A 22081-nucleotide genomic window follows, 5' to 3' on the forward strand; every position below is an offset into this window, starting at 1 on the left:
TATAAACTGTGTAAGTAAGAGAGCGTACGGCTCTTACTTCGCAGTTTATTTTTTTATTGTTACACTATAACTATATAAATTGGGGAGTTGTTTATAATGGCGAAATCTAAACGTGATCCGAAATCAGTAGAATTAGCTAATAGAATTATAGAACAATACCAACCAGAGTCCGTACAAGACATGCAGAATGCTTTAAAAGACATATTTGGCCCTATGTTTGAAGCGATGTTAAAAGGAGAGATGAACCATCATCTTGGTTATGACTCAAACGATAAAGGGGAAAAAGTCACAGATAATCGCAGAAATGGTTATGGAAAGAAAACCTTGAATACGAGTTCTGGAGAAGTAGAAATTGAAGTGCCTCGAGATCGTGACGGCTCTTTTGAACCGAAGATTATTCCTAAGCGTAAAAAAGATGTATCTGAGATTGAGGATAAGGTTATAGCTATGTATGCCAGAGGGATGTCTCAGCGGGACATTTCTTCTACCATTGAGGACATTTATGGTTTTTCTGTATCTCATGAAATGGTTTCTGATATCACAGATACTGTGCTGCCTGACTTAGAAGAGTGGCAAAGTCGTCCATTAAATGACTGTTATCCTTTTGTTTTTGTGGACTGCATGTACACAACCATTCGCAATCAATATGAGACAAAGAAGTATGCTGTGTATACCATTTTAGGTTATACCATGGAGGGAAAAAAAGAAATTCTTGGTCTATGGTTAAATGAAACAGAAAGTAAGCATAAATGGATGCAAATCTTTGATGAAATAAAGGCTAGAGGGGTCGAAGATATCTTCTTTATTTCTATGGATGGCGTATCTGGTTTGGAGGAAGGTGCTCGCTCCATATTCCCTGATGTCATCGTTCAACGATGCATTGTACACTTAATTCGTAACTCCATTAAATACGTACCAAGCAAGGACTACAAGGCATTCACAGCCTCTTTAAGAAAGGTTTATGGAGCTCAAAGCCTAAAGGCCTGTCAAAGTACATTTGAATCCTTCAAACAACAATGGTCTGCCTATCCAGGAGCTATTGATGTTTGGGAACGCAACTTTGAACATGTAGAACAATTATTTGACTTTGGTAGTGCAGTTCGACGAATTATGTACACGACTAACGCAGTGGAAAGCATCCACTCCAGTTTTAGAAAAGTAACAAAAAAAGGAGCATTCCCCAACGAGAATGCCCTACTTAAAGTCCTATATTTACGAGTTAAAGAACTAGAAACCAAATGGGAAGGTGGACATGTCCATAACTGGTCTCTAGCCATGAATCAGCTATTGATGGATGACCGATTAAAGGAAAGGGTACTCAAATATATCTAAGTGTGTGATCCCAACTTACACACTTTATTTGACAAACCCAATATAGCAAACATAAAATAGTGATTAGCTTATTCAAGCAGCTAATTGTACTATTTACTTTTGTGGTATCAACATTTTTAGCAAGTAAATAGAGAAGCCAATTAAAGCTTCTCTAATAAGAAAGATATTTATCTATTTCTCTCCCTAACTCGAACGCGAAGCTTATTTAACCACCAATACAGAGCGATTAGACTCATCCAATACCTTCTTGCTTACACTACCCATAACTAGCTTCTTAAGGCCGCTAATACCACGATTACCTAGGACGATGAGATCCACGTCTTCTTTTTCTGCATAGTCATTGATTTTTTCAGCTGGTTTCCCGGATAGTATTTCATAAGATACGTTAGCGACATTAGTTAGTCGTACTTTGGCATTAGAAAGTATCTTTTCTGCTGTGTTTTCCTGTGCATGGAGCATTTCCGTTTGGTTCGGTGTTCTTTCGTTCGGTGTTGGGAGTGCTCCGATGTGTGCTTGGTACATCTTCACATCTCGATCCCCCGTTACTCCAGGGGTTACGGTAGTATCTAAGGATGGCTCATCGACATACACCACGGTAAGCCGCGCTCCACTTATTTCGGATATCTGTTCTGCCCGATCTAATGCTCGGACACTGTGTTTTGAACCGTCAAATGCTAGTAAAATATGTTTAAATCCATTCAAAGTTCCCACTCCTCTCGAGTTTTCTGTGGATGGATTTAGTATTCATATTCACGGTTTTAAGGCTCGTTAAACTTATGAAAGCATTAAGAAAGGGTAACAGACTTGTTACAATCAGTCTGCTGGTAAATAGAAAGAGGCTAAGAATAGTAAAACAAAGGTTGTAAGGCGAACAACAACTACATTAGCCCCGGAAATATACGGAGACTCCAGCGGGAGGAAAGGCATAGGTGAGACCCCACAGCTCGGGACGAGCGAGGAGGCTCACCAGCCGCCCGCGGAAAGCGGAGTATATTTCCGGGGCGAGGTATTTGCACTAATTATTTACTTCTTCCACCAATCATCAAAAATACTAACCGCACCATTTCGCTTGTGTCTTGTTTTTATATACCATTGTTCAATTTGATCTTTGCTGCTTGTTGAAACTTCTTTGCCTTCCAGATAATCATCAATATCTTCATAGGAAACACCCAAAGCTACTTCATCTGGTAGAGCTGGTTTATCATCCTCTAGATCGGCAGTTGGCTTTTTCATATACAGGTGTTCTGGACAGCCTAGTTCCTTCAGCAAAGCTTTCCCTTGACGCTTATTTAACCCGAATAGTGGGATTAAATCACAGGCGCCATCACCATGCTTGGTAAAAAATCCTGTCACTGCCTCAGCGGCGTGGTCGGTTCCTAATACAAAACAGTTATGTACGCCACCGATACTATATTGAGCCTTCATTCGTTCTCTCGCTTTTTCGTTCCCTTTTAGGAAATCAGTGAGGTTAACTCCTGCTGCTTCCAAGGACGCGATACTAGCATCAACGGCATCTTTAATATTGACGGTAAGTACTTTGCTTGGTTTGACAAAATCAATGGCATCCTGGCAATCGTCCTCATCAAATTGCACACCATAAGGAAGACGAACACCAATGAACTGATAAGTGTTTGTATCAGAGGACTCGTTTAGTTCATCCACTGCCATTTGTGCTAGTTTGGAGGCTAGCGTAGAATCTTGTCCACCTGATATTCCAAGCACATACCCCTTGGCGAAGCTGTGTTTTACTAGATAGTCTTTTAGAAAATCGACGCGTCTTCTAATTTCTTCCTTTGCATCAATAACTGGCTTGACCTTAAGTTCATGAATGACTTCTGTTTGTAACGTACTCATATCTTCTCCCTCTCTTAGAGATAGTTGTTACATATATTATACCAAACATTGGAAAAAGCTGTAATCTACAGTAACTTCTTCACTTGCTTTTGGACGCTTTCTATTTTCTCCATCTTGGTTTCCCATGTCTTCGTACTTAAGTCGACTGGATATTCTTCTGGGTTAATTGTTCGCTTATACTCATCCCATAGTAGGTCTAGCTGAGCAGTTGCATAAGTCTGCATTTCTGTCAGAGTTGGGGATGTGTACACTAACTTTCCATCTTTGAAGATATCATGATGTAAATTCACTGCTTTAAAGTCGGTGACAAATTTACTAATATACGTGTGGACGGGGTGGAACATTTTAATTTTTTCTTCCTGATTTGGATCTTCATCCTCCATCGTGATGTAATCCCCTTCTGAACGGTTGTTGTTCGTGTTAATAATTCGGTATACCTTTTTCATTCCTGGTGTTGTCACTTTTTCAGGATTACCAGATATTTTAATCGTGTTTTCCATTTCGCCATGCTCATTTTCAATTGCAACGAGCTTGTAAACCGCACCTAATGCAGGCTGGTCATAAGCGGTGATTAGTTTCGTTCCTACTCCATATACATCAATCTGTGCTCCTTGGGCATGTAGGCTAGAAATCGTTGCTTCATCTAAATCATTCGAAGCATAGATTTTTGCTTGCTTGAATCCCGCTTCATCTAACATCTTTCTAGATTCTTTGGAGAGGTAGGCTAGGTCGCCACTATCCAGTCGGATTCCTAAGAAGTTAATGGAATCACCGAGTTCTTTTGCGACACGAATCGCATTTGGTACACCAGATTTTAAGGTGTCATACGTATCCACGAGAAAAACACAATCCATATGTCGTTCGGCATATTTTTTGAAAGCGACATATTCATCTTGATAGGCTTGCACCATGGCATGAGCATGGGTTCCTTTTACCGGAATGCCAAACAGTTTACCAGCCCTGACATTACTCGTTGCATCAAAGCCCCCAATAATCGCGGCACGAGTACCCCAAAGAGCAGCATCCATTTCTTGTGCTCTTCTTGTCCCGAACTCCATTAAGGTTTGCTTATTAGCTATTTGCTTGATTCGGGATGCTTTGGTCGCAATTAAGGTTTGGTAATTCACGATATTTAGAAGGGCCGTTTCTAGTAGTTGAGCTTCAGCTAGATTTGCCTCTACCCGAATTAACGGTTCATTACAAAAAATCACTTCGCCCTCTTGCATGGACTTGATGGAACCAGTAAACCGAATACTCTTCAAATAAGTTAAAAAGTCTTCTTTATAGCCAATTTCCCTTAAATATTCTAAATCCGAATCGCTGAATTTAAAGTTCTGCACAAAATCAATGACTTTCTCTAATCCAGCAAATACAGCATACCCATTTCCAAAAGGTAGCTTGCGAAAATATAAATCAAAAACAGCACGTCGCTCGTGCTTATTATCCGCCCAGTATGTTTCAGCCATATTGATTTGATATAAGTCCGTATGTAGTGACAAACTGTCATCAGGATAATGCATGGAAATACCTCCTAAAAGTGGGACATGGGGACAGGTTCCTTGTCCCCGGGACAAGAAACCTGTCCCTCTGTCCCTATTCTTTCCAATTAGTTACTCGTTAAGTACTTTTTGCGTTTAGGCAGTTGGTGAAGTGTTCTAGTGCCCATTGGTGTCCGGTCTGGTTAAAGCTTGCAACGCCTTTTTCATGAATCACGATATCAAATCCTTTACCGTAGGCATCTACTGCGGTGTGTAGGACACAAATGTCTGTACAAACACCAACGATATGTATCTCTGTTATGTTTCGCTCTCGAAGTATGACGTCCAAATTAGTACCAACAAAGGCAGAGTATCTTGTTTTATCGAGCCAGTGTACATTAGGTTTTGCTTTATAGTCCTCATATATTCGATTTAAATCACCATAAAGCTCCCGTCCCTTTGTGCCTGCGATGTTGTGTGGGGGATAGAGCTTAGTCTCCGGGTGATACGGGTCATTCTCCACGTGCATATCAATTGCAAAGATAACCTCGTCACCATTACGAATAAATTGCTCTGTTAGATCAGAGATATAAGCTTCTAATTCTTGGCCGGGCTTCCCGCATGTTAACGCGCCATCATCTGCTACAAAATCATAGGTGTAATCTACATTGATTAATGCTTTTTTCGTCATTTCCAAACACCTCTTCTTAATGAGTTTGTAAAACTTTAGTTACTAACTATTCTGATAGTATCGCCATCAAAGTCAAGCGATATAGTCCTCCAAGCATGTACAATTTTTTCCCTTTTTTGCAATAGCCGTATGATTTCATTTGGTCAATCATACTATTAATCTGGGAGCTTAATTAATTTACATCAAGGAGGGCGCATTAGTGGATAAGGATAAAGAGAAAAATCAGGATAGACAGAATAAGCCAATGGATGAAAAGGATGCACAGCTAGAGCAGTTTCGCGAACAAAATACTGGTCCTGGGAAGAAGATGACTGATGACACTGGGGTGCGGGTTTCCAATGACCAAACGACATTAAGAGCTGGACGGCGCGGTCCAGCATTATTTGAGGACTATCATTTTTACAAAAAACAATCCCACTTTAATCGCGAGCGGATACCGGAGAAAGTAGTGCATGCGAGAGGATTTAATGTGTATGGTGACTTTGAAGTGTATAAGTCACTAAAGCATTTAACGAAAGCGCATTTTCTAGGAGCGGACGGTAGAAAGACTCCTGTTAATGTGCGTTTTTCTAACTTCCAAGGTAATAAAGGATCAAAGGATACAGCTGTTGATATACGTGGCTTTGCGGTTAAATTTTACACACAACAAGGGAACTATGATTCATTATCACTCCAGTTTCCGGTTTTCATTTTAGCTGATGCGATGAAGTTTATGGATGTTACCCACGCTGCAAAACCAAATCCGAAGCACCATATTCCGCAAGCAACAACTGCGCATGATGAGTTCTGGGATTATGTAGCGAGCAATCAAGAGTCAGCACATATGGTCATGTGGTTAATGTCAATGCGTGGGCGTCCAAGGAGCTGGCGTATGATGGCAGGTTGGCCGGTTAATACATTCCGTTTTATCAATGACCAAGGCAAATCAACTTTTGTACGGTTTAAATGGGAGCCGAAGCTAGGGGTGCATTCCTTATTGCTTGATGAAGCCAATATTATCGGAGGCGTGGATCCAGATTTCCATCGTCGAGATATTATTGAAGCAATTAATAAGGGAGCATACCCAGAGTATGAATTAGGTGTGCAACTAATCGATGAAGAAGATGAGTTTAAATATGACTTTGATATTTTAGACGATACAAAGTTCTGGCCAGAAGAAGTTATTCCGGTTCAACCAATCGGGAAAATGACGTTAAACCGCCTAGTTGATAATTTCTTCTCGGAGTCCGAGCAATCTGCTTTTGACCCAGCTGCATTAGTACCTGGAATTGACTTTACCAACGACCCTGTCTTGCAAGGTCGAGCATTTGCATATCGGGATACCGAGTTGTACCGTCACCATTCTGCAAACTTTGAAGATTTACCGGTGAATCGAGCAATCGTGGAGAGAGACTTTAACTTGCGTGATGGCCGAATGCAGTATCGTATTGATGTGGATCGTATTCATTACCATAAAAACTCCTTAGCTGGTAATACCCCGTCGGAAGCGTCATGGGAGGAAGGCGGTTATGTCAATTACCCAGGAAAAGTAGAAGGACGTAAGACACGCGAGGTTCCTAGTGATTCGTTCACCGATTTCTTCTCGCAATCCCGCTTATTCTGGAATAGCTTGTCTGCGGTTGAGAAACAAGATCTTTATGAGACATTAGTGTTCCATCTACAAAATGTGAAGAGTAAATCGGTAAGGAAGCAAAATGTGGATATGTGGGTAAATGTTGATCGGGATATGGCTATTAAGCTTGCGGATGCTTTAGGTGTAGAACGTCCGACCGGCAATCATGTTCCAGTAAATCAAAAATCACCTTCTGTTAGCCAAATGAATACGCCATTTTATGCATACACTCAAAAGGTCGGTGTGTTAATCGGTAATGGATTTAATGGTGCGGAAGTAAAGAGTGTGCTAGGTGCTTTTGAGAAAAATGGTATCTTTTACGATATCATTAGTGATCATCTTGGCCCGGTAGTAGGTGCGGATGGTACGACAATTGAAGCAAATGAGACGGTGTTAGTTAAACATCCAGTTCTTTATGATACGTTATATGTCGTTGGTGGGAATAAAGACCAGGTTAAATTTAATCAAGAGGTTAGGGATTGGCTGAATACGGCTTATAAATATTATAAGCCGATCGGTATTGCATCAACGGCTAATTCCTTCATCCGAAAGTCCGATAAAAATAACTTAGCGGGAGTAGTGTTTGCGGCGAACAATCCAAACTTCTCACAAGACTTTATTAAAGCAATTGCTAAGCAACGTTTCTGGGAGCGAACATAAAATAGTAATCTATCAAAAGACCGACTTGTCATGAGTCGGTCTTTATATCTATTAAATGTTATAATAATTTGTAAATAAAACGTTACAATTTAGTCAATCTATTATAAAGTATTACTAATGACAATTCCTAACTAGGATGTAGGTGGGCGTGAAGGTTTTCGATCATTGGGGGTGTAACATGAAGGTTGGATTTATTGGCGCGGGAAAAGTAGGCGTAACCATTGGAAAGTACCTAACCGAGCATCATGTACGTGTGACCGGTTATTACAGCAAAACGTTGCAGTCATCCATTGATGCCGCTGAATTTACAAATACAAAAGCATATGAAACGATGAAGAGTCTAGTAGAAGAAAGTGATACGATATTCTTAACCGTACCAGACGGAATGATTGTTCAAGTATGGGAACAATTGAAAAGGCTTCCAATTAAAGATAAAGTGATCAGTCATTTTAGTGGCTCGTTGAGTTCAACGGTGTTTTTGGATAGTAGTGACTATCATGCATATGGTTATTCCATTCACCCCCTTTTTGCGATCAATGATAAGTATCACTCGTACAAAGAGCTATCCAAATCATTTATTACGATCGAAGGACATGAAAAATACTTAACCGAAATATCTCGGTTGTTTAAGAGTTTTGGGAACAAGGTGATGGTCATCCAAGCAGAAGATAAGATTCGGTACCATGCAGCTGCGACGATGGTTAGTAATCTATATGTAGGGCTTGTGTCGATGGGGGAAAATATTTTAGTAGACTGTGGTTTTTCTCCAGAAGCAGCACATCAAGCGCTGATACCTTTGATTCAAGGCAATACCGAAAATATTGTTTCCTATGGAACGCGGGAGGCACTTACTGGGCCAGTGGAGCGAAATGATTCCGGTACGATTCGCAACCATTTACAGATGCTAAAGCCGCAGGAAAAAGAAGTGTATCAAGTATTATCCAAATTGGTGCTAGAGATAGCGGAAGAGAAACATAAAGATAGAAACTATAACGAAATCAGGAGGGCGATGAACGAATGAAGAATACAGTGACATCCATTCAGAAGCAAAAAATTGAAGGCGATAAAATTACTATGCTTACTTGTTATGATTATTCCATGGCTAAGCTAATGGATGAGTCTGGAATCAATATGCTGCTAATCGGGGATTCACTTGGACAAGTCGTGCTGGGATATGAGGATACATTGTCGGTAACGATGGAGGACATGATTCACCATACAAGAGCGGTTTCTAGAGGGGCTAGTAATGCTTTTGTTCTAGCAGATATGCCATTTATGTCCTACCAAACTTCTGTTTACGATGCTGTAACCAATGCTGGTAGATTAATAAAAGAAGGCCGAGCACACGGGGTTAAATTAGAAGGTGGGGTAAAAGTTTGCCCGCAGATTAGAGCGATTGTCGATGCCTCCATCCCGGTCTGTGCCCATATTGGTCTAACCCCACAGTCTGTCAATGCATTTGGTGGGTTTAAGGTGCAAGGGAAAACGGAAGAAGCGGCAAGACAGTTGATAGAAGATGCAAAAGCAGTTGAAGCGGCTGGTGCATTTATCGTTGTGTTAGAAGGGGTGCCTGCGAAACTAGCAGAACTCGTTTCTAAAGAAATTAGCATTCCAACCATTGGAATCGGCGCTGGTGCGAGTTGTGATGGGCAAGTACTTGTTTATCAAGATATGCTAACAATCTTTTCGGATTTTACACCAAAGTTCGTTAAACAGTTTGCGAATGTAGGCGAAGTGATGAAGCAAGCATTTCAGGATTATATAAACGAGGTCAAGGATGGGACGTTCCCTGCTGAAGAGCATACGTATTCCATTTCTGATGACATCATTGATCGATTGTACTAGTCATTACGAGAAGGAGCAGATGTAGTCATGCAGATGGTAACAACGATTAAACAAGTGAAAGAGCAAGTCAACCAGTGGAAGAACGAAGGAGAAACAATCGGCTTTGTACCAACAATGGGCTATTTACATGAAGGGCATGGAAGCCTAATTACAGCTGCAAGGGAACATAACACCAAAGTCGTTGTCAGTATTTTTATCAATCCATTACAATTTGGTCCTAATGAAGATTTGGACAGTTATCCACATGATATTGAGCGAGACCGCCATTTTTGTGAAGAACTAGGAGCCGATTTAATTTTCCACCCAACTCCAGAAGAGATGTATCCACAGGATTTCTTTACTTATGTTGATATGTCTGTTTTAACAGAAGAACTTTGTGGAATCAATCGCCCAGGGCATTTTCGCGGTGTCTGTACGGTGGTGAATAAGCTATTTAACATCGTCCAACCCAATCGTGCTTATTTTGGGAAAAAAGATGCACAGCAACTAGCCATTATTAAACAGATGGTAAACGATTTAAGTATGAATGTCGAAGTTGTCGGTTGTCCGATTGTTCGGGAAGAAGATGGCCTGGCAAAAAGCTCTCGGAATACTTATCTATCTTCTGAAGAACGAAAAGCGGCACAGATTATAAGTAAAGCGATCTTTACTGGGGAAGAACTAGTGAAAAGCGGAGAAACGAACGTGGGAAAAGTCATTTCCACGATGAAAGCAACGCTGGAGAATGAACCAATGGCGAAAATCGAATATGTCAAAGTAGTTGATGGTCTAACGTTAGCACCAATTACAACCATTAAAGCCCCGACACTCGTTCCAGTGGCTGTATATATCGGAAAAACAAGATTAATTGATAACTTTTTCGTAGAGGGATTAAGTTAGGAAGGAGATTTACAACGGATGAAATTACAGATGTTGAAAAGCAAAATCCATCGCGCAACGGTGATGCAAGCTGAACTGGATTACGTAGGTAGTATTACCATTGATGAGGATTTATTAGATGCTTCAGGTATCTTAGAATATGAAAAAGTACAAATCGTCGACATCAATAACGGTCAGCGTTTTGAGACCTATACGATAGCAGGAGAACGTGGAAGCGGCATGATTTGTTTAAATGGAGCTGCTGCACGCTGTGTGAGTGTGAATGATAAAATTATCATTATGGCTTACGCCGAGATGACACCGGAGGAAGCGAAGGAGCATAAACCGAAAGTCGTATTTGTTCATGACGACAACGAAATTGCATCAGTCACCAATTATGAAAAGCATGGGAAACTTTCGGAACAGAATGTAACCATTTAGGTGAAAGTATACTTTAGCAATTATTGTAAAGCCTACTGATAAAGGAGGTTTTTACATGAGAAAATTCTTGTTGATGTTATTATTAATTTTTCCTGCTTTTTCCTTAGCCGCATGTGGGGACGAAGAGCTCCCAGATGATGGAGAGGATATTGAAGAAATTGAAGAGGAAGATGAAATCGGTGACGGCGAAATAGATGATGAGTGATTGAATTAAGTTGAGACATAATAAATTCTATCAAAGGTAAATCAGAACATTATTAGTGCATATAACCCGCCCCGGAAATATACTACGCTTTCCGCGGGCGGCTGGTGAGCCTCCTCAGAGCTAACGCTCTTGCGGGGTCTCACCTATGCCTATCCTCCCGCAGGAGTCTCCGTATATTTCCGGGGCTGAGGGAGTGGTTGTTCTTCTTTTTACCTTTGATTTTATTTTGTCTCAGCTTTTTAATTTATGGCATCGTTTTCTTCAACTCTTCCATCTTGTCTATCACTAAAGGATAGAAGTACTTCTTCGCACTTTCTGTTGAGTTGCCTCCGAAAAAGCCTGTTCCTGGGCAGGTTTTTACTTCATTGCTTTTCGCGTTATCTAATACTCGTTCCTTTGTTTTAAAATGCCACCAATGGTGATACGTAATTGTATCGATGGATGGGGTTAATCCGAATTTCATACTTAACAGTGCGGTAATATAAACAATGGTTTCCTTTTGCTCCTTCGTCATGATGTCATGTCCTAGATCAAAGTTCCCGATATTTTCAATCGCAAGTGCGTTCTTGTTTGCTATCGGACCGATTGTTCCTTCAGGGTCTATGTTAAACGGGCGCGAAACAGCTACTTTTCCATCAGGATAGGTGGTGATATGCTGCGCGATAGTCTCCCAGCCCATCGCTTTCCGATGATGGTTTTGCATACTAGTTAATAATTGAAAATGGTTATTTCCATGAAAGTTCTTATAGGAAGGCTTCCACGTATGATGCTGTTGGATTAGCTTAATATCTCGGGTGAATTCCTGATTGAATAACCATTCTTTAAACTCTTCCCGGCTCATAAGAATATGCTGTCCTTGCATATTCATTTTTTTCGGCTTGATAGTTAGAATTTGTCCGGGGTAGAGTTGGTTGGAGTTTAGGTTGTTAAGCTGTTTAATCATTTCCGGTGTGGAAAGGTAGTTTAAAGCAATATCTTGTAAGTTCTCCCCTGGAGTAACTTCATGTGTAGTAGGGACTCGTATCTTTTGGCCTATTACTAGTGTTTCTGATTGAAGCCCATTTATTGCGATTAATTCGTCGGTGGTGGTATCGAATTTCTCAGCAATATGAGGTAACGAATCATTTTCCTGTACCACATATAGGTTTGAATGAGCATTAACCATGTTAGGAAGCTGCAAATAAACGGTGAAAAGGACAATACATAACACGAAAACTCTCATGAAAAAATCCTTTCCAATTTCTTTTGTTTAAGAATAGTTTGGGATGAGGATAAGAATTTATTCTGAAACAATTGATGAACATCTTGTATAATAAGAGTCAAGTAGTAAAAGGGAGTTGGGGGAAACGTATGAAACAGTTATTAAGTGAAATGAACTTAGAAGGTAGCTTTAACTTTCGTGAACTTGGTGGTTATGAAACAACGGAAGGACGTAAGGTGAAGCGGGGAATGCTTTTTCGCTCAGGCAACTTGAGTATGATAACAAAAGCAGATATAGACGTATTAAAGAAATTAGAGATCAAGAATATATGTGATTTACGCGATCAAGATGAAGTGACCAAACATCCCGACCCGGAAATCGATGGGGTTAGCTGGAATCATGTATCTTTAATTAATGATGATCATGCGGTAAGACAACCAGGTGATCTTTCTTCTTTTGAAAGTAAATTGATGAATAGTAAGCCCGGTGAAATGCTGATGAATTTAAACCGTCAGATGGTAGCTAATACGGATGGTTTTCGCAAGGTGTTTCAAGTATTGCTAGATAACCCTGGTAAACCGATGCTGTTCCACTGCATGGCTGGGAAGGATCGGACAGGCGTAGTTGCTGCCTTACTATTGAGCTTATTAGGTGTAACTCGTGAAGTTATCGAAAAAGATTACTTGGCCACGAATGAGGCGGCAGAGGAAATTGAAGCAGGATTTGAGCAGATTGGTTACACGATACCTGACTTTATAGACCAAGAAATAGTAGATGCGTTGTACGAGGCTCGTATTGAGTATATTGGTGAGTTTTTTAATCAAATAGATAAAGAATATGGTAGTGTTGAATCATATTTGGTTAATGGAATTGGGTTAAGTGAAGAAGAGCTTGTGTTATTACGAGAACATTATCTGGAATAAAGTGATATTCTGAACATTTTTAGTAGTGCATATGACCCGCCCCGGAAATATACTGCGCTTTCCGCGGGGGGCTGGTGAGCCTCCTCAGAGCTACCGCTCTTGCGGGGTCTCACCTATGCCTATCCTCCCGCAGGAGTCTCCGTATATTTCCGGGGCTAATGTAGTGTATCATTGTCAAATAACCTTTGTTTAATTATGTTTCAGCATCTTTTGATTTCATAAGTTACACTTATCCTTATGATATGTAACCTACTGATGAAGAACATCTTCTATTAATTCGTTCCAAATCGTTTCGCTGACCTATCCCTCGCACGCTCAGCTTCTACCTCTCGATTACGAGGTTCTGCGCTAGTTTCTAACGTATTCAATAATTTACTAGTAACTGCAGCTATTTCATGGATTGCTTGATTAAATGCTTCCTCATTAATCTTGGAAGGTTTGTTAAAGCCTGTAATCTTTCTCACGTACTGAAGAGAGGCTGCGTAAATCTCGTCATCGGTAGCTGGTGGATCAAAATTATATAGCGTTCGAATGTTTCTACACATAATGATACTCCTTTTTTGTTATAGTTTTTACAATGTGTTATTAAGTGTTATTCTTAAACATTTATTTCTTGCTTTGTTGCATGTGGTTCAATTGGAAGAATACCCCACTTAATAAAGAGACTATCATTCCTAACATTGCGGCGTATCCATTATTTATTTCATTGCCTCCAAAGGCACTACAAGTCACGACGCCACTAATCGCGCCTACAACCAATAGAAACAGCCACACTAAAACGGATTCCATGTTAACCCACCCTATCTCCTTATTATCTTCCCTATAACTTTGGGACAGAACATTCAAATTATTTATTGTTAGTTTATCATAAATTCGCTCTAACCTAAGTAACATAACTAAAAAACAACATATTAATTAGCATCCTAATCGACATGTTGTTCTTTTGATGTAATTATTGTCCATAGCTTCGAAGATTGATTTTCTGATAAACGAACATAATAACTATTTTCTGTAATTACTACTTCCAACATATTTCTTTTTGGAGTAACCCAGATGTGGTAGTTCTTGTTTATTTTAAAATCAGGTTCTCGTGGCATATTTACTTCTACATTTGTTTCCCACTGGGCACCATTAAAGATATCAATAACTTCTTGGACTAACGCTTCATCATCAATTTCGTTGATGCCGTCATAATTAGTGGATAGTTCGTCTCCAACCCGTTCTTCAATAACGATCGTGTCATTTTTATCGAAGTTTACTACACCCTTTTGGTTGCATCCAACTATGCTTACCAAAAGGATAATGATTAGGATGATTCTTTTCAATATGCACATCCCCCATAATACTATATTTGGCTAATTAATAATTATTGAGGACAACTTGTTCAGCTTTTCTTTGATATCTTTCATAACATTATTCAGTTCTCCTCTCCATATATCTGTCCCGATGCCTACCTCGCGAATCATGAGTCTTAGTTGTTCTAAATCTTCTTTACTCTGTTCTGTTAAGTCATAAGACTTATTTAAGTAGCTATTTAATTCTAAATATATATTATCCATAATTCGATCTTCTTCATCCGATAGCATACCAAGTCGCTGAGAAGTAATTGAACTTAAGTAAAATCCACTGATAGTTTCTTCAAGTTGTGCTGTCACCAACTTGGGTTCTGTCCAATCGTTGTTTATTTGATTAGCAATTGTTCCTTCCAATTCTTCGAGATTATCATAAACCTCCGAGAATAGAACCGTTTCCTTAATCTCTTGCTTATTCGTATATTCCGAAATCAAATGAAGCACCAGTAAGATATTCAATCCGATCGAAATACTTAAAAACAACTTTGATTTTTTGCTCAAATTTCTACTCCCCCCTCCTTAACCCTCGTTACGTCAAGAACTAGAAATTTTCATGGAGCGGAATGGTTAAGTCTATTTCCTCTTTGAAAGGTATTCCAAAATAGCTATATTTAATAATAAGATGATGTATTTTTTCATCATGGAAAACTGCAATACCAAAATGCTTCATTGTATCCGAATCAATTCGTTCATTTTGGACTCTAGTTAATGGACGTATTGGATATTTGCTTATGTCATGAAAGCTAATTTTCTCTTCTTCATCGATACTTCCTAAAGCCTGTTTAACCATTACCATATGATTAGAACGACCAACTCCAAGTTCAGCTTTTAAGGGCTTTTCATTAGCATTTATCAGAACCTCTTTTAATCTTACATTAACGAATCCATTATTCTTTGGTTGTGCCACGATGACAAAAGGATTTCCGGTATCATTTGTGACATTTCCAGCCTGTTCTCCATTACTAACAATACCTCGAATGTCTAATGGAGGATTTATTTTTAAATACAGTAATATACCAACTAAGACTACCGCAACCACTACGATAAACACTCTCACTTTTTTAAACATTACAATCCCCCAATTCTTTCACTAAACTGTTTTGCAAGTTAAACGCCAGAATATTCCATACAATTCATAATCAGTGTATCATAAATTCAACCAACCTATAGTAAAAGAAACCAAAAAAACAACCTATCAATAGATAAGTTGTTCTTTAGATTGAAGCTCTTTATTATTTATGATTCATTAAACTGTGCTGTTTCCCATACACAAGGTAAATCAAAATCCCAATTAAGAACCAAATCCCTGAAGCAATCAATGTTTGAAGCGACAATTGTGCAATCAGGAATATACATAAGACAAAAGATAGAATCGGGATGATTGGAAATAATGGTACCTTAAACCCGCCGGTAGGGATGTCTGGGTTTCTTCTTAAAAACAATACCCCAATGGAAACAATCGTGAACGCAAGTAAAGTCCCCATATTAGTCATTTCCGCTAACTTTGAAAGCGGGATAAAACCTGCACAAAATGCGATTAAAATGGCGAAAATCCATGTACTTAAAACAGGTGTGTCTTTTGCATTCAATTTACTCATGCTTTTAGGCAATAACTGATCACGGCCAAGAGCAAATAGTAGGCGTGTTCCACCGTAAAGTAATACAAGAATAACGGTAATCATACCGGTAATTGCCCCGAGTGAAACGAATCCAGCTATCCAATCTTGATTGACCATTTCCATAGCAAAACTTACTGGGTCACTGACATTTAAATCCGTATAGGTCACCATTCCTGTTAACACAAGTGACACCGCAATGTATAATCCAGTACAAATAAGTAAGGAGCCAATTATTCCAATGGGCATATTTTTTTGTGGGTTTTTCACCTCTTCCGCAGCTGCTGACACTGCATCAAACCCGAGATAAGCAAAGAAAACTAGGGCGGCACCAGAGAAAACACCGTTCCAGCCATATGGCATAAAAGGCTGCCAGTTTTCCGGACGAACATAGAATACGCCAACCACAATAAATAGTAAAATTACTCCCACTTTAATAAATACCATTATCCTGTTGAGACGATTCGACTCCCTAATACCAGCTGTTAATAAGAATGCTAGGGCGAGAACAATGATAATAGCTGGTAAGTTAATATAGGTTCCTTCTTGTGGGTTATATGGCCCCGTAAGCGCTGTTGGTATGTGTACCTGAAGACCTTCTAATAAGGATACAAAGTACGCAGACCATCCTGTTGCTACAGAGGCGGATGCTAATCCATATTCTAAAACAAGTGCCCAAGCCACAATCCATGCGACAACTTCGCCAAAAACAGTGTAGCTGTACGTATAGGCACTTCCCGTAATCGGTACCGAGGATGCAAACTCGGAGTAACACATGGCAGCAAAGGAGCAAACAATTGCTGCGATGATAAATGAATAAACGATACCTGGGCCAGCATGTAAGGCAGCCACTGTTCCTGGTAGGATGAAAATCCCTGTCCCAATTATGGCACCAACGCCAAGCATAATTAAATCAAACCCAGTGAGAGTTCGTTTAAGTGTAACGTCTTTCTTTTCTAGTAGATCTTGGATGTTTTTCTTTTTCAGTTTATTCACGTTGTAACCTCTTCTTATTTTTGGAATTAAAATCGTAACCATAGTTTATGCATTACCTTGAAAAAATAATGAACTTTTCCATTGTATTACACATAGGAAAGGAGTACAAATCGTTTTTTGATTTGTACTCCCTGCTAATGGTTATCTTCCCATATATGAGTGAATTAATGATTGGTTGGAACCACGTGCAAAGACATCGGTTCGATTAGGTCCCCAGGAAACAGCTGCTGGGGCTGACGTTAGTGTACCTCCTAAGTTTTCCCAGCCTTCCCATCGGTTTCCGTTCCAGCTTCTCTTATATAGTCTATTTCCAGTTCCGCGAGCGAAAACATCTAATCGATTTGGTCTACGTGAAGAAACAGTAGGTGCACTTGTTAATGTGCCACCAAGGCTTTCCCAATCGCTCCAACGATTCCCATTCCACCACTTGTGAATGAGATTATTGCTTTGTCCACGAGCAAAGACGTCAATTCGGTTCGGTCCCCAAGAAACAGCAGCTGGTTCGGAGTTTAAGTTTCCACCAAGGTCTTCCCAATCCTCCCAACGATTCCCATTCCATGTTTTCTTATAAAGGCGATTTCCAGTACCGCGCACAAAAACATCTAGATGATTGGATCGACGTGATGACACTGCAGGGCCACTCGTTAGAACCCCGCCAAGGCTTTCCCAATCGCTCCAACGGCTACCATCCCACCACTTATGGTAAAGGGCATTATCTGTTCCGCGAACGAATACATCAATACGGTTTGGTCCCCAAGAAACAGCACCTGGTGCACTAGTTAACACACCACCAAGACTTTCCCATGCACTCCATCTGTTGCCATCCCACCATATATGATAAAGCGCATTATCGGTACCGCGACCGAAAACATCTAATCGATTCGATTGCCATGAAGAAACAGTAGGTGCGGAAGTAAGAACGCCACCAAGGTCTTCCCATCTCGACCAACCTTGACCAGGCTGTTGACCACCATCTCCGGTTAATTCATTTAATGTTATTTGGATAACTCTTCTTAGCACTTGATCCTGAACATTTTGCGGTACATTAAATTGCCTAAATAGCAAATTAAACCACGGAACTTGTTGTTGAAATTGATTATAAATCTGGTTTGCATTTTGATTTGTATTTGCTTGATTGACCGTATAGTTCACAACAAAGAAAAAGACGTATTCTGCTACTTGGCGATTCATCCCAGCGTTTTCAAGCCTCGTATAAAGATTGTTATGCTGGGAACGAATCGTTTGAAGAATTTCTTGTACAGTTGGTTGCTGACGCATATCCGTATATAATGGTTGCCCATAATAGTTCACTGGGACAAATTGTGGAAAATAGTATTGATAATAAAACATTTGCATACCTCCGTTTTTTTATTAGGATATGCGCGGAAGTTTTAATTGGGATTGTGATTCGAGCCTATTTTCAAAGAGAAAATTGTAATGATAGAGGGATGTTTTACATACATATAATTATCTTTTCTTTGGACAAGACCTTGCATGAAGAGGGAGTGGGGGTATTTTTTGGAGTTAGTAGAACCGTTTATCAAAATATTGATGATTAATTTAATTCTAAGTGGTGATAATGCCGTTGTTATTGCGATGGCAAGTCGGAATTTGCGAGAAGACTTACGGAAAAAGGCAATTGTATGGGGAACGTTTGGAGCGGTGTTCTTTCGAATTCTCTTTACCGTTATTGTTATGTACCTTCTCCAATTACCGTTCGTCCATTTAATTGGGGGCGTATTATTGCTACTGGTCGCTTACAAGCTTTTAGTGGAAAAAGAACCAGAGGAAAGCAATGTAAAAGTAGGAAATTCCTTAAGAGAAGCAATTGTCATCATTATCTTCGCTGACTTATTGATGAGTTTAGACAATGTATTAGGAATTGTGGCCGTATCCAATAACAATATGCTTTTAGTTATTTTAGGTATCGTTTTAAGCATTCCGATTATGCTTTTTGCTAGTCAGTTTATTATCCGAATGATGGACGACTTCCCTGTTGTTGTCTATTTCGGAGCAGCCTTATTAGCATGGACGGCAGGGGAGATGATGGTGAAAGAGGCGTTTGTTCAGCAGTACTTACTAAACAGTAGATCAATGGAAATGGTATTGTTGGCAGGTGTTATAGTGGCTACATTAGTTATTGGTGGATATCAAAGGAAATATCGGTAATTATATACCTGCGTATATGTTTCGATGGTAGGAGAAATAAAAGGTATATACGTGCAACTCCAGAATACGATGGAAGTATATGTTTCGAGCGGTGAGCATAATGGAGGGGGAATAGCAATTGCCAAATCAGCTGGATTTAGAATGGGTTTCATTAATAGTAGAGGCAAAACAAGCAGGTGTAACCATTCAAGAGCTTCAGGAAATTTTTCAAGAAACGCATGAATTTTTACTAGCATTCAGGAAAGGGAAAGACCAGATTCCTGTCTAAATAAAAGCGCCTATTCTTTTGGGAAGGCGCTTTTTTTTGTGCTTGAGTAAAGTAATGGTTGAATTGTTGGAGACATTAAAATATAGTACATATATAACGGATTAGAAGGAGTAAGTTTATATGAAATTACGAGTCTCAGCGGTTCAATACCACTTAGAAAAAATAAATGCTTTTGAAGATTTTGCGGCTCAAGTGACGCATAATGTTCGAACTGCAGCAGAATATGAATCTGATTTTGTCCTGTTTCCAGAGTTCTTTACAACACAATTACTTTCGATTTCAAATGATACGGTAAGCCTTGTTGATGAGTTACCTAATTACACGGAACAGTATACGGAATTGTTTTCCGGTTTAGCAAAAGAAACAGGCATGCATATCATTGGTGGTACGCATGTCGTTCGAAAAGGCGATAAATTATATAATACGGCGCATCTGTTTTACCCAGATGGACGTGTAGCGGAACAAGCGAAGTTACACATGACTCCGACAGAGAAAAAAGACTGGAATATTACCCCTGGTGAATCCATTCAAATCTTTGAGACAGATAAAGGGAAAATTGCTTTGTTAACTTGTTATGATATGGAGTTTCCGGAGATTGTGCGTATGGTTCGTGGGATGGGGGCAGATGTTATTTTTGCGCCATCTTGTACAGATGACTTGCATGGTTTTAACCGTGTCCGTTATACCTGTCATGCGCGTACGATTGAAAACCAGGTGTACGTTGTTACAACAGGTACGGTAGGTGCATTACGTAATGTGGACTTTATGCGTGCCAATTATGGCCAAGCTGCCGTTATTACACCAAATGATATTCCATTTCCGAAGAACGGCATATTAATGGAAGGTGAATTCAACCACGATATGATTATCACAGCCGACTTAGACTTATCACTGCTTTATAAAGTTCGTGAAGAAGGATCGGTCACAACATGGAACGATCGACGCTTAGATTTATATCCCGACCTTAGTAAATAAGAGGGGAATGAGGTCGCATGCTATACCGAAAGCATGTCTATCTGAAAAGTGGGAACGGTTATCGTAGGGCGGTAGTTAGAAATTATGAGCGGGGAGACTTTGATGGCTTGATTCAGATTCAAGCGGAAAGTTTCCCACCTCCTTTTCCATCTGAGTTATGGTGGAATGAGGGGCAACTGAGCAATCATGTCACCTTGTTTCCAGAAGGTGCGTTATGCGTAGAAGTAGATGGTGTGCTAGCAGGATCGATGACGGGGTTAATCGTTAATTTTGACCCGAATAGTCCCGACCATACGTGGGAAGAAATCACGGATAATGGCTATATTCGTAACCATCAGCCACGGGGGAATACGTTGTATGTAGTCGATATCTGTATTAGACCGAAGTTTCGTAAGTTAGCACTTGGCAAATTACTCATGCAATCGATGTATGAGGTTGTGATACATAAAGGGTTAGACCGCTTGCTAGGCGGAGGACGGATGCCGGGATATCATAAGTATGCTGGTTCGTTGTCAACTGAACAATATCTAGAAGAAGTGGTCCAGGGCAATATTTATGATCCTGTTATTACATTCATGCTCAATGCAGGCCGGACACCGATTGGTATCGTGGCGAATTATTTAGAGGATGAGGAATCGCTCAATTATGCTGCATTGATGGAGTGGCGAAATCCTTTTAAAGGTACTTTTATAGATTGATAGAAGGAAGGTATGGATATGGAAGCCTTCGTGCATGGCGTTATTTTAGCGTTTGGTTTAATCCTTCCTTTAGGAATACAAAATGTGTTTATTTTTAACCAAGGTGCGATGCATTCAAAGTTACATAAGGCATTACCAGCAGTGATTACCGCGGCGATTTGTGATACATTGCTTATTTCGCTGGCAGTTGCTGGGGTTTCCGTCCTTGTATTAAGTATGGACGGGCTTAGATTCTTCTTGTCTTCCATTGGCTTCTTCTTTCTGCTTTATATGGGCTGGGTCATGTGGAAGAGTGATTCTAATCTTACGGAAAATGACGGGAAGAAGTTTACAGCGAAGCGACAGATTACTTTTGCTGCCTCCGTTTCTTTATTAAATCCGCACGCTATTATGGATACGATTGGTGTTATTGGAACAAGTTCCATTGCTTATGAGGGATATGAAAAGCTGGTGTTTGCCGTTGCTTGTATTGGAATCTCCTGGTTGTGGTTTATTGGTTTGGCGATTGTAGGGAGACAGGTTGGCCAACTATCGAAAGCTAGTAATCTTTTAAAGCGGTTCAATCAGGTATCTGCCGTCATTATTTGGGGGATGGCCCTTTATATGGGGTATCAGATGATTTGATAGAGAAAGCCTTCCGGGTGTGGAAGGCTTTCTGCAATTTTATTACTCTTGGTCTTCTGTTTCTTCAGTATCTCCTTGCTCTGTTTGGTTCTCTTCTGTCGCTGGTTCTTCTGGATCCTCGGCTGAGCATGCGAATAAAACTCCTGTGGAAAGCATCATGATTAACATCGTTAATAGTAGCTTTTTCAATTTCATTCCAGTCACCTCAATCATTATATTGTTGGTACAGTTTTAAGTGTACAGACCAATTATTAAGTGGCTATGAAGGTAGTGTTAAGATATT

The 22081-nt window shown here is 39.9% G+C and carries 26 protein-coding genes; 13 read left to right on the plus strand and 13 right to left on the minus strand.

The window, feature by feature from the left end; all coding sequences use genetic code 11:
- Positions 1–96 precede the first annotated feature (96 nt).
- On the plus strand, positions 97–1332 hold the full coding sequence (locus TE34_RS14935; protein ID WP_047984673.1) for an IS256 family transposase: 1236 nt from the start codon (positions 97–99) through the stop codon (positions 1330–1332).
- Between the two features lie 201 nt (positions 1333–1533).
- Here TE34_RS14935 and TE34_RS14940 read toward each other — a convergent pair whose 3' ends face one another.
- The 4 genes from TE34_RS14940 to TE34_RS14955 all read right to left on the minus strand — a co-directional run bounded on the left by TE34_RS14940 (position 1534) and on the right by TE34_RS14955 (position 5355).
- On the minus strand, positions 1534–2034 hold the full coding sequence (locus TE34_RS14940; protein ID WP_047985624.1) for a universal stress protein: 501 nt from the start codon (positions 2032–2034) through the stop codon (positions 1534–1536).
- 321 nt (positions 2035–2355) lie between these two features.
- Positions 2356–3186 (minus strand): ammonia-dependent NAD(+) synthetase, encoded by an 831-nt coding sequence (gene nadE / locus TE34_RS14945; protein ID WP_047985625.1) that lies wholly within the window; start codon positions 3184–3186, stop codon positions 2356–2358.
- A gap of 65 nt (positions 3187–3251) precedes the next feature.
- On the minus strand, positions 3252–4706 hold the full coding sequence (locus tag TE34_RS14950; protein WP_047985626.1) for a nicotinate phosphoribosyltransferase: 1455 nt from the start codon (positions 4704–4706) through the stop codon (positions 3252–3254).
- Between the two features lie 97 nt (positions 4707–4803).
- Positions 4804–5355, minus strand: coding sequence for a cysteine hydrolase family protein (locus TE34_RS14955; protein ID WP_047985627.1), 552 nt, complete (start codon positions 5353–5355; stop codon positions 4804–4806).
- A gap of 244 nt (positions 5356–5599) precedes the next feature.
- Here TE34_RS14955 and TE34_RS14960 point away from each other — a divergent pair, with 244 nt between their 5' ends.
- The 6 genes from TE34_RS14960 (at position 5600) to TE34_RS21255 (ending at position 10976) form a co-directional block, all read left to right on the plus strand.
- Positions 5600–7627, plus strand: coding sequence for a catalase (locus TE34_RS14960; protein ID WP_047985798.1), 2028 nt, complete (start codon positions 5600–5602; stop codon positions 7625–7627).
- A gap of 178 nt (positions 7628–7805) precedes the next feature.
- Entirely contained in the window at positions 7806–8648 is an 843-nt protein-coding gene (locus TE34_RS14965; RefSeq protein WP_047985628.1) for a Rossmann-like and DUF2520 domain-containing protein, read from the plus strand.
- Positions 8645–9472: a 3-methyl-2-oxobutanoate hydroxymethyltransferase gene (gene panB, locus TE34_RS14970; protein ID WP_047985629.1), complete on the plus strand. Its 828-nt coding sequence runs from the start codon at positions 8645–8647 to the stop codon at positions 9470–9472. The genes TE34_RS14965 and panB overlap by 4 nt, the downstream gene beginning before the upstream one ends.
- Before the next feature lie 27 nt (positions 9473–9499).
- Positions 9500–10351 (plus strand): pantoate--beta-alanine ligase, encoded by an 852-nt coding sequence (gene panC / locus TE34_RS14975; protein ID WP_047985630.1) that lies wholly within the window; start codon positions 9500–9502, stop codon positions 10349–10351.
- Between the two features lie 18 nt (positions 10352–10369).
- Positions 10370–10771 carry an aspartate 1-decarboxylase gene (gene panD, locus TE34_RS14980; protein ID WP_047985631.1) on the plus strand — a complete coding sequence of 134 codons (402 nt, stop codon included), beginning with the start codon at positions 10370–10372 and terminating at the stop codon, positions 10769–10771.
- 55 nt (positions 10772–10826) lie between these two features.
- Positions 10827–10976, plus strand: a complete 150-nt coding sequence (locus TE34_RS21255; RefSeq protein ID WP_169749105.1) for a hypothetical protein — start codon at positions 10827–10829, stop codon at positions 10974–10976.
- Between the two features lie 244 nt (positions 10977–11220).
- Here TE34_RS21255 and TE34_RS14985 read toward each other — a convergent pair whose 3' ends face one another.
- Entirely contained in the window at positions 11221–12198 is a 978-nt protein-coding gene (locus TE34_RS14985; RefSeq protein WP_084710731.1) for a LysM peptidoglycan-binding domain-containing protein, read from the minus strand.
- A gap of 128 nt (positions 12199–12326) precedes the next feature.
- On the opposite strand from TE34_RS14985, the gene TE34_RS14990 reads away from it, so the two are divergent.
- Positions 12327–13100 (plus strand): tyrosine-protein phosphatase, encoded by a 774-nt coding sequence (locus tag TE34_RS14990; RefSeq protein ID WP_053075101.1) that lies wholly within the window; start codon positions 12327–12329, stop codon positions 13098–13100.
- Between the two features lie 272 nt (positions 13101–13372).
- Here the strand turns inward: TE34_RS14990 and TE34_RS14995 are convergent, their stop codons facing one another.
- The 7 genes from TE34_RS14995 to TE34_RS15025 all read right to left on the minus strand — a co-directional run bounded on the left by TE34_RS14995 (position 13373) and on the right by TE34_RS15025 (position 18414).
- Complete coding sequence (locus tag TE34_RS14995; RefSeq protein WP_047985632.1) at positions 13373–13645, minus strand: DUF2277 domain-containing protein; 273 nt, start codon at positions 13643–13645, stop codon at positions 13373–13375.
- A gap of 61 nt (positions 13646–13706) precedes the next feature.
- On the minus strand, positions 13707–13889 hold the full coding sequence (locus TE34_RS21100) for a hypothetical protein (RefSeq protein WP_157037649.1): 183 nt from the start codon (positions 13887–13889) through the stop codon (positions 13707–13709).
- 134 nt (positions 13890–14023) lie between these two features.
- Complete coding sequence (locus tag TE34_RS15005) at positions 14024–14425, minus strand: hypothetical protein (RefSeq protein ID WP_047985634.1); 402 nt, start codon at positions 14423–14425, stop codon at positions 14024–14026.
- Positions 14426–14455: 30 nt separating this feature from the next.
- Positions 14456–14953, minus strand: coding sequence for a hypothetical protein (locus tag TE34_RS15010; RefSeq protein ID WP_047985635.1), 498 nt, complete (start codon positions 14951–14953; stop codon positions 14456–14458).
- A gap of 40 nt (positions 14954–14993) precedes the next feature.
- The gene (locus tag TE34_RS15015; RefSeq protein WP_047985636.1) at positions 14994–15521 is read right to left on the minus strand and encodes a hypothetical protein; all 528 of its coding nucleotides are present in this window, start codon (positions 15519–15521) and stop codon (positions 14994–14996) included.
- 163 nt (positions 15522–15684) lie between these two features.
- Positions 15685–17064 (minus strand): amino acid permease, encoded by a 1380-nt coding sequence (locus TE34_RS15020; protein WP_047985637.1) that lies wholly within the window; start codon positions 17062–17064, stop codon positions 15685–15687.
- 141 nt (positions 17065–17205) lie between these two features.
- Complete coding sequence (locus TE34_RS15025) at positions 17206–18414, minus strand: DUF346 domain-containing protein (RefSeq protein WP_047985638.1); 1209 nt, start codon at positions 18412–18414, stop codon at positions 17206–17208.
- Positions 18415–18582: 168 nt separating this feature from the next.
- On the opposite strand from TE34_RS15025, the gene TE34_RS15030 reads away from it, so the two are divergent.
- The 5 genes from TE34_RS15030 (at position 18583) to TE34_RS15045 (ending at position 21798) form a co-directional block, all read left to right on the plus strand.
- A complete protein-coding gene (locus tag TE34_RS15030) occupies positions 18583–19233 on the plus strand; it encodes a TerC family protein (RefSeq protein WP_084710733.1) in 651 nt (216 codons plus the stop codon).
- Between the two features lie 118 nt (positions 19234–19351).
- The gene (locus TE34_RS21330; RefSeq protein ID WP_201777702.1) at positions 19352–19501 is read left to right on the plus strand and encodes a hypothetical protein; all 150 of its coding nucleotides are present in this window, start codon (positions 19352–19354) and stop codon (positions 19499–19501) included.
- A 120-nt stretch (positions 19502–19621) separates the two neighbouring features.
- Positions 19622–20476 carry a carbon-nitrogen hydrolase family protein gene (locus TE34_RS15035; RefSeq protein WP_047985640.1) on the plus strand — a complete coding sequence of 285 codons (855 nt, stop codon included), beginning with the start codon at positions 19622–19624 and terminating at the stop codon, positions 20474–20476.
- A gap of 17 nt (positions 20477–20493) precedes the next feature.
- The gene (locus TE34_RS15040) at positions 20494–21174 is read left to right on the plus strand and encodes a GNAT family N-acetyltransferase (RefSeq protein WP_047985641.1); all 681 of its coding nucleotides are present in this window, start codon (positions 20494–20496) and stop codon (positions 21172–21174) included.
- Positions 21175–21192: 18 nt separating this feature from the next.
- Positions 21193–21798, plus strand: coding sequence for a LysE/ArgO family amino acid transporter (locus tag TE34_RS15045; RefSeq protein ID WP_047985642.1), 606 nt, complete (start codon positions 21193–21195; stop codon positions 21796–21798).
- A gap of 42 nt (positions 21799–21840) precedes the next feature.
- Here TE34_RS15045 and TE34_RS21110 read toward each other — a convergent pair whose 3' ends face one another.
- A complete protein-coding gene (locus tag TE34_RS21110) occupies positions 21841–21993 on the minus strand; it encodes a hypothetical protein (protein WP_157037651.1) in 153 nt (50 codons plus the stop codon).
- Positions 21994–22081: the final 88 nt, after the last annotated feature.

Origin of the sequence: Ornithinibacillus californiensis (genome assembly GCF_001038485.1) — a bacterium.
In the GTDB taxonomy this organism is placed as follows: domain Bacteria; phylum Bacillota; class Bacilli; order Bacillales; family Amphibacillaceae; genus Ornithinibacillus; species Ornithinibacillus californiensis.

What these genes read in the sequence shown, in the direction of transcription:
- TE34_RS14955 (WP_047985627.1), bottom strand. Translation starts at nt 5,355, where the DNA reads ATGACGAAAAAAGCATTAATCAATGTAGATTACACCTATGATTTTGTA.
- panC (WP_047985630.1), top strand. Translation starts at nt 9,500, where the DNA reads ATGCAGATGGTAACAACGATTAAACAAGTGAAAGAGCAAGTCAACCAG.
- TE34_RS14985 (WP_084710731.1), bottom strand. Translation starts at nt 12,198, where the DNA reads ATGAGAGTTTTCGTGTTATGTATTGTCCTTTTCACCGTTTATTTGCAG.
- nadE (WP_047985625.1), bottom strand. Translation starts at nt 3,186, where the DNA reads ATGAGTACGTTACAAACAGAAGTCATTCATGAACTTAAGGTCAAGCCA.
- TE34_RS14935 (WP_047984673.1), top strand. Translation starts at nt 97, where the DNA reads ATGGCGAAATCTAAACGTGATCCGAAATCAGTAGAATTAGCTAATAGA.
- TE34_RS14965 (WP_047985628.1), top strand. Translation starts at nt 7,806, where the DNA reads ATGAAGGTTGGATTTATTGGCGCGGGAAAAGTAGGCGTAACCATTGGA.
- TE34_RS14960 (WP_047985798.1), top strand. Translation starts at nt 5,600, where the DNA reads ATGGATGAAAAGGATGCACAGCTAGAGCAGTTTCGCGAACAAAATACT.
- TE34_RS14995 (WP_047985632.1), bottom strand. Translation starts at nt 13,645, where the DNA reads ATGTGTAGAAACATTCGAACGCTATATAATTTTGATCCACCAGCTACC.
- TE34_RS15045 (WP_047985642.1), top strand. Translation starts at nt 21,193, where the DNA reads ATGGAAGCCTTCGTGCATGGCGTTATTTTAGCGTTTGGTTTAATCCTT.
- panD (WP_047985631.1), top strand. Translation starts at nt 10,370, where the DNA reads ATGAAATTACAGATGTTGAAAAGCAAAATCCATCGCGCAACGGTGATG.
- TE34_RS21100 (WP_157037649.1), bottom strand. Translation starts at nt 13,889, where the DNA reads ATGGAATCCGTTTTAGTGTGGCTGTTTCTATTGGTTGTAGGCGCGATT.
- TE34_RS21110 (WP_157037651.1), bottom strand. Translation starts at nt 21,993, where the DNA reads ATGAAATTGAAAAAGCTACTATTAACGATGTTAATCATGATGCTTTCC.
- TE34_RS15025 (WP_047985638.1), bottom strand. Translation starts at nt 18,414, where the DNA reads ATGTTTTATTATCAATACTATTTTCCACAATTTGTCCCAGTGAACTAT.
- panB (WP_047985629.1), top strand. Translation starts at nt 8,645, where the DNA reads ATGAAGAATACAGTGACATCCATTCAGAAGCAAAAAATTGAAGGCGAT.
- TE34_RS14990 (WP_053075101.1), top strand. Translation starts at nt 12,327, where the DNA reads ATGAAACAGTTATTAAGTGAAATGAACTTAGAAGGTAGCTTTAACTTT.
- TE34_RS14950 (WP_047985626.1), bottom strand. Translation starts at nt 4,706, where the DNA reads ATGCATTATCCTGATGACAGTTTGTCACTACATACGGACTTATATCAA.
- TE34_RS15035 (WP_047985640.1), top strand. Translation starts at nt 19,622, where the DNA reads ATGAAATTACGAGTCTCAGCGGTTCAATACCACTTAGAAAAAATAAAT.
- TE34_RS15015 (WP_047985636.1), bottom strand. Translation starts at nt 15,521, where the DNA reads ATGTTTAAAAAAGTGAGAGTGTTTATCGTAGTGGTTGCGGTAGTCTTA.
- TE34_RS21255 (WP_169749105.1), top strand. Translation starts at nt 10,827, where the DNA reads ATGAGAAAATTCTTGTTGATGTTATTATTAATTTTTCCTGCTTTTTCC.
- TE34_RS15040 (WP_047985641.1), top strand. Translation starts at nt 20,494, where the DNA reads ATGCTATACCGAAAGCATGTCTATCTGAAAAGTGGGAACGGTTATCGT.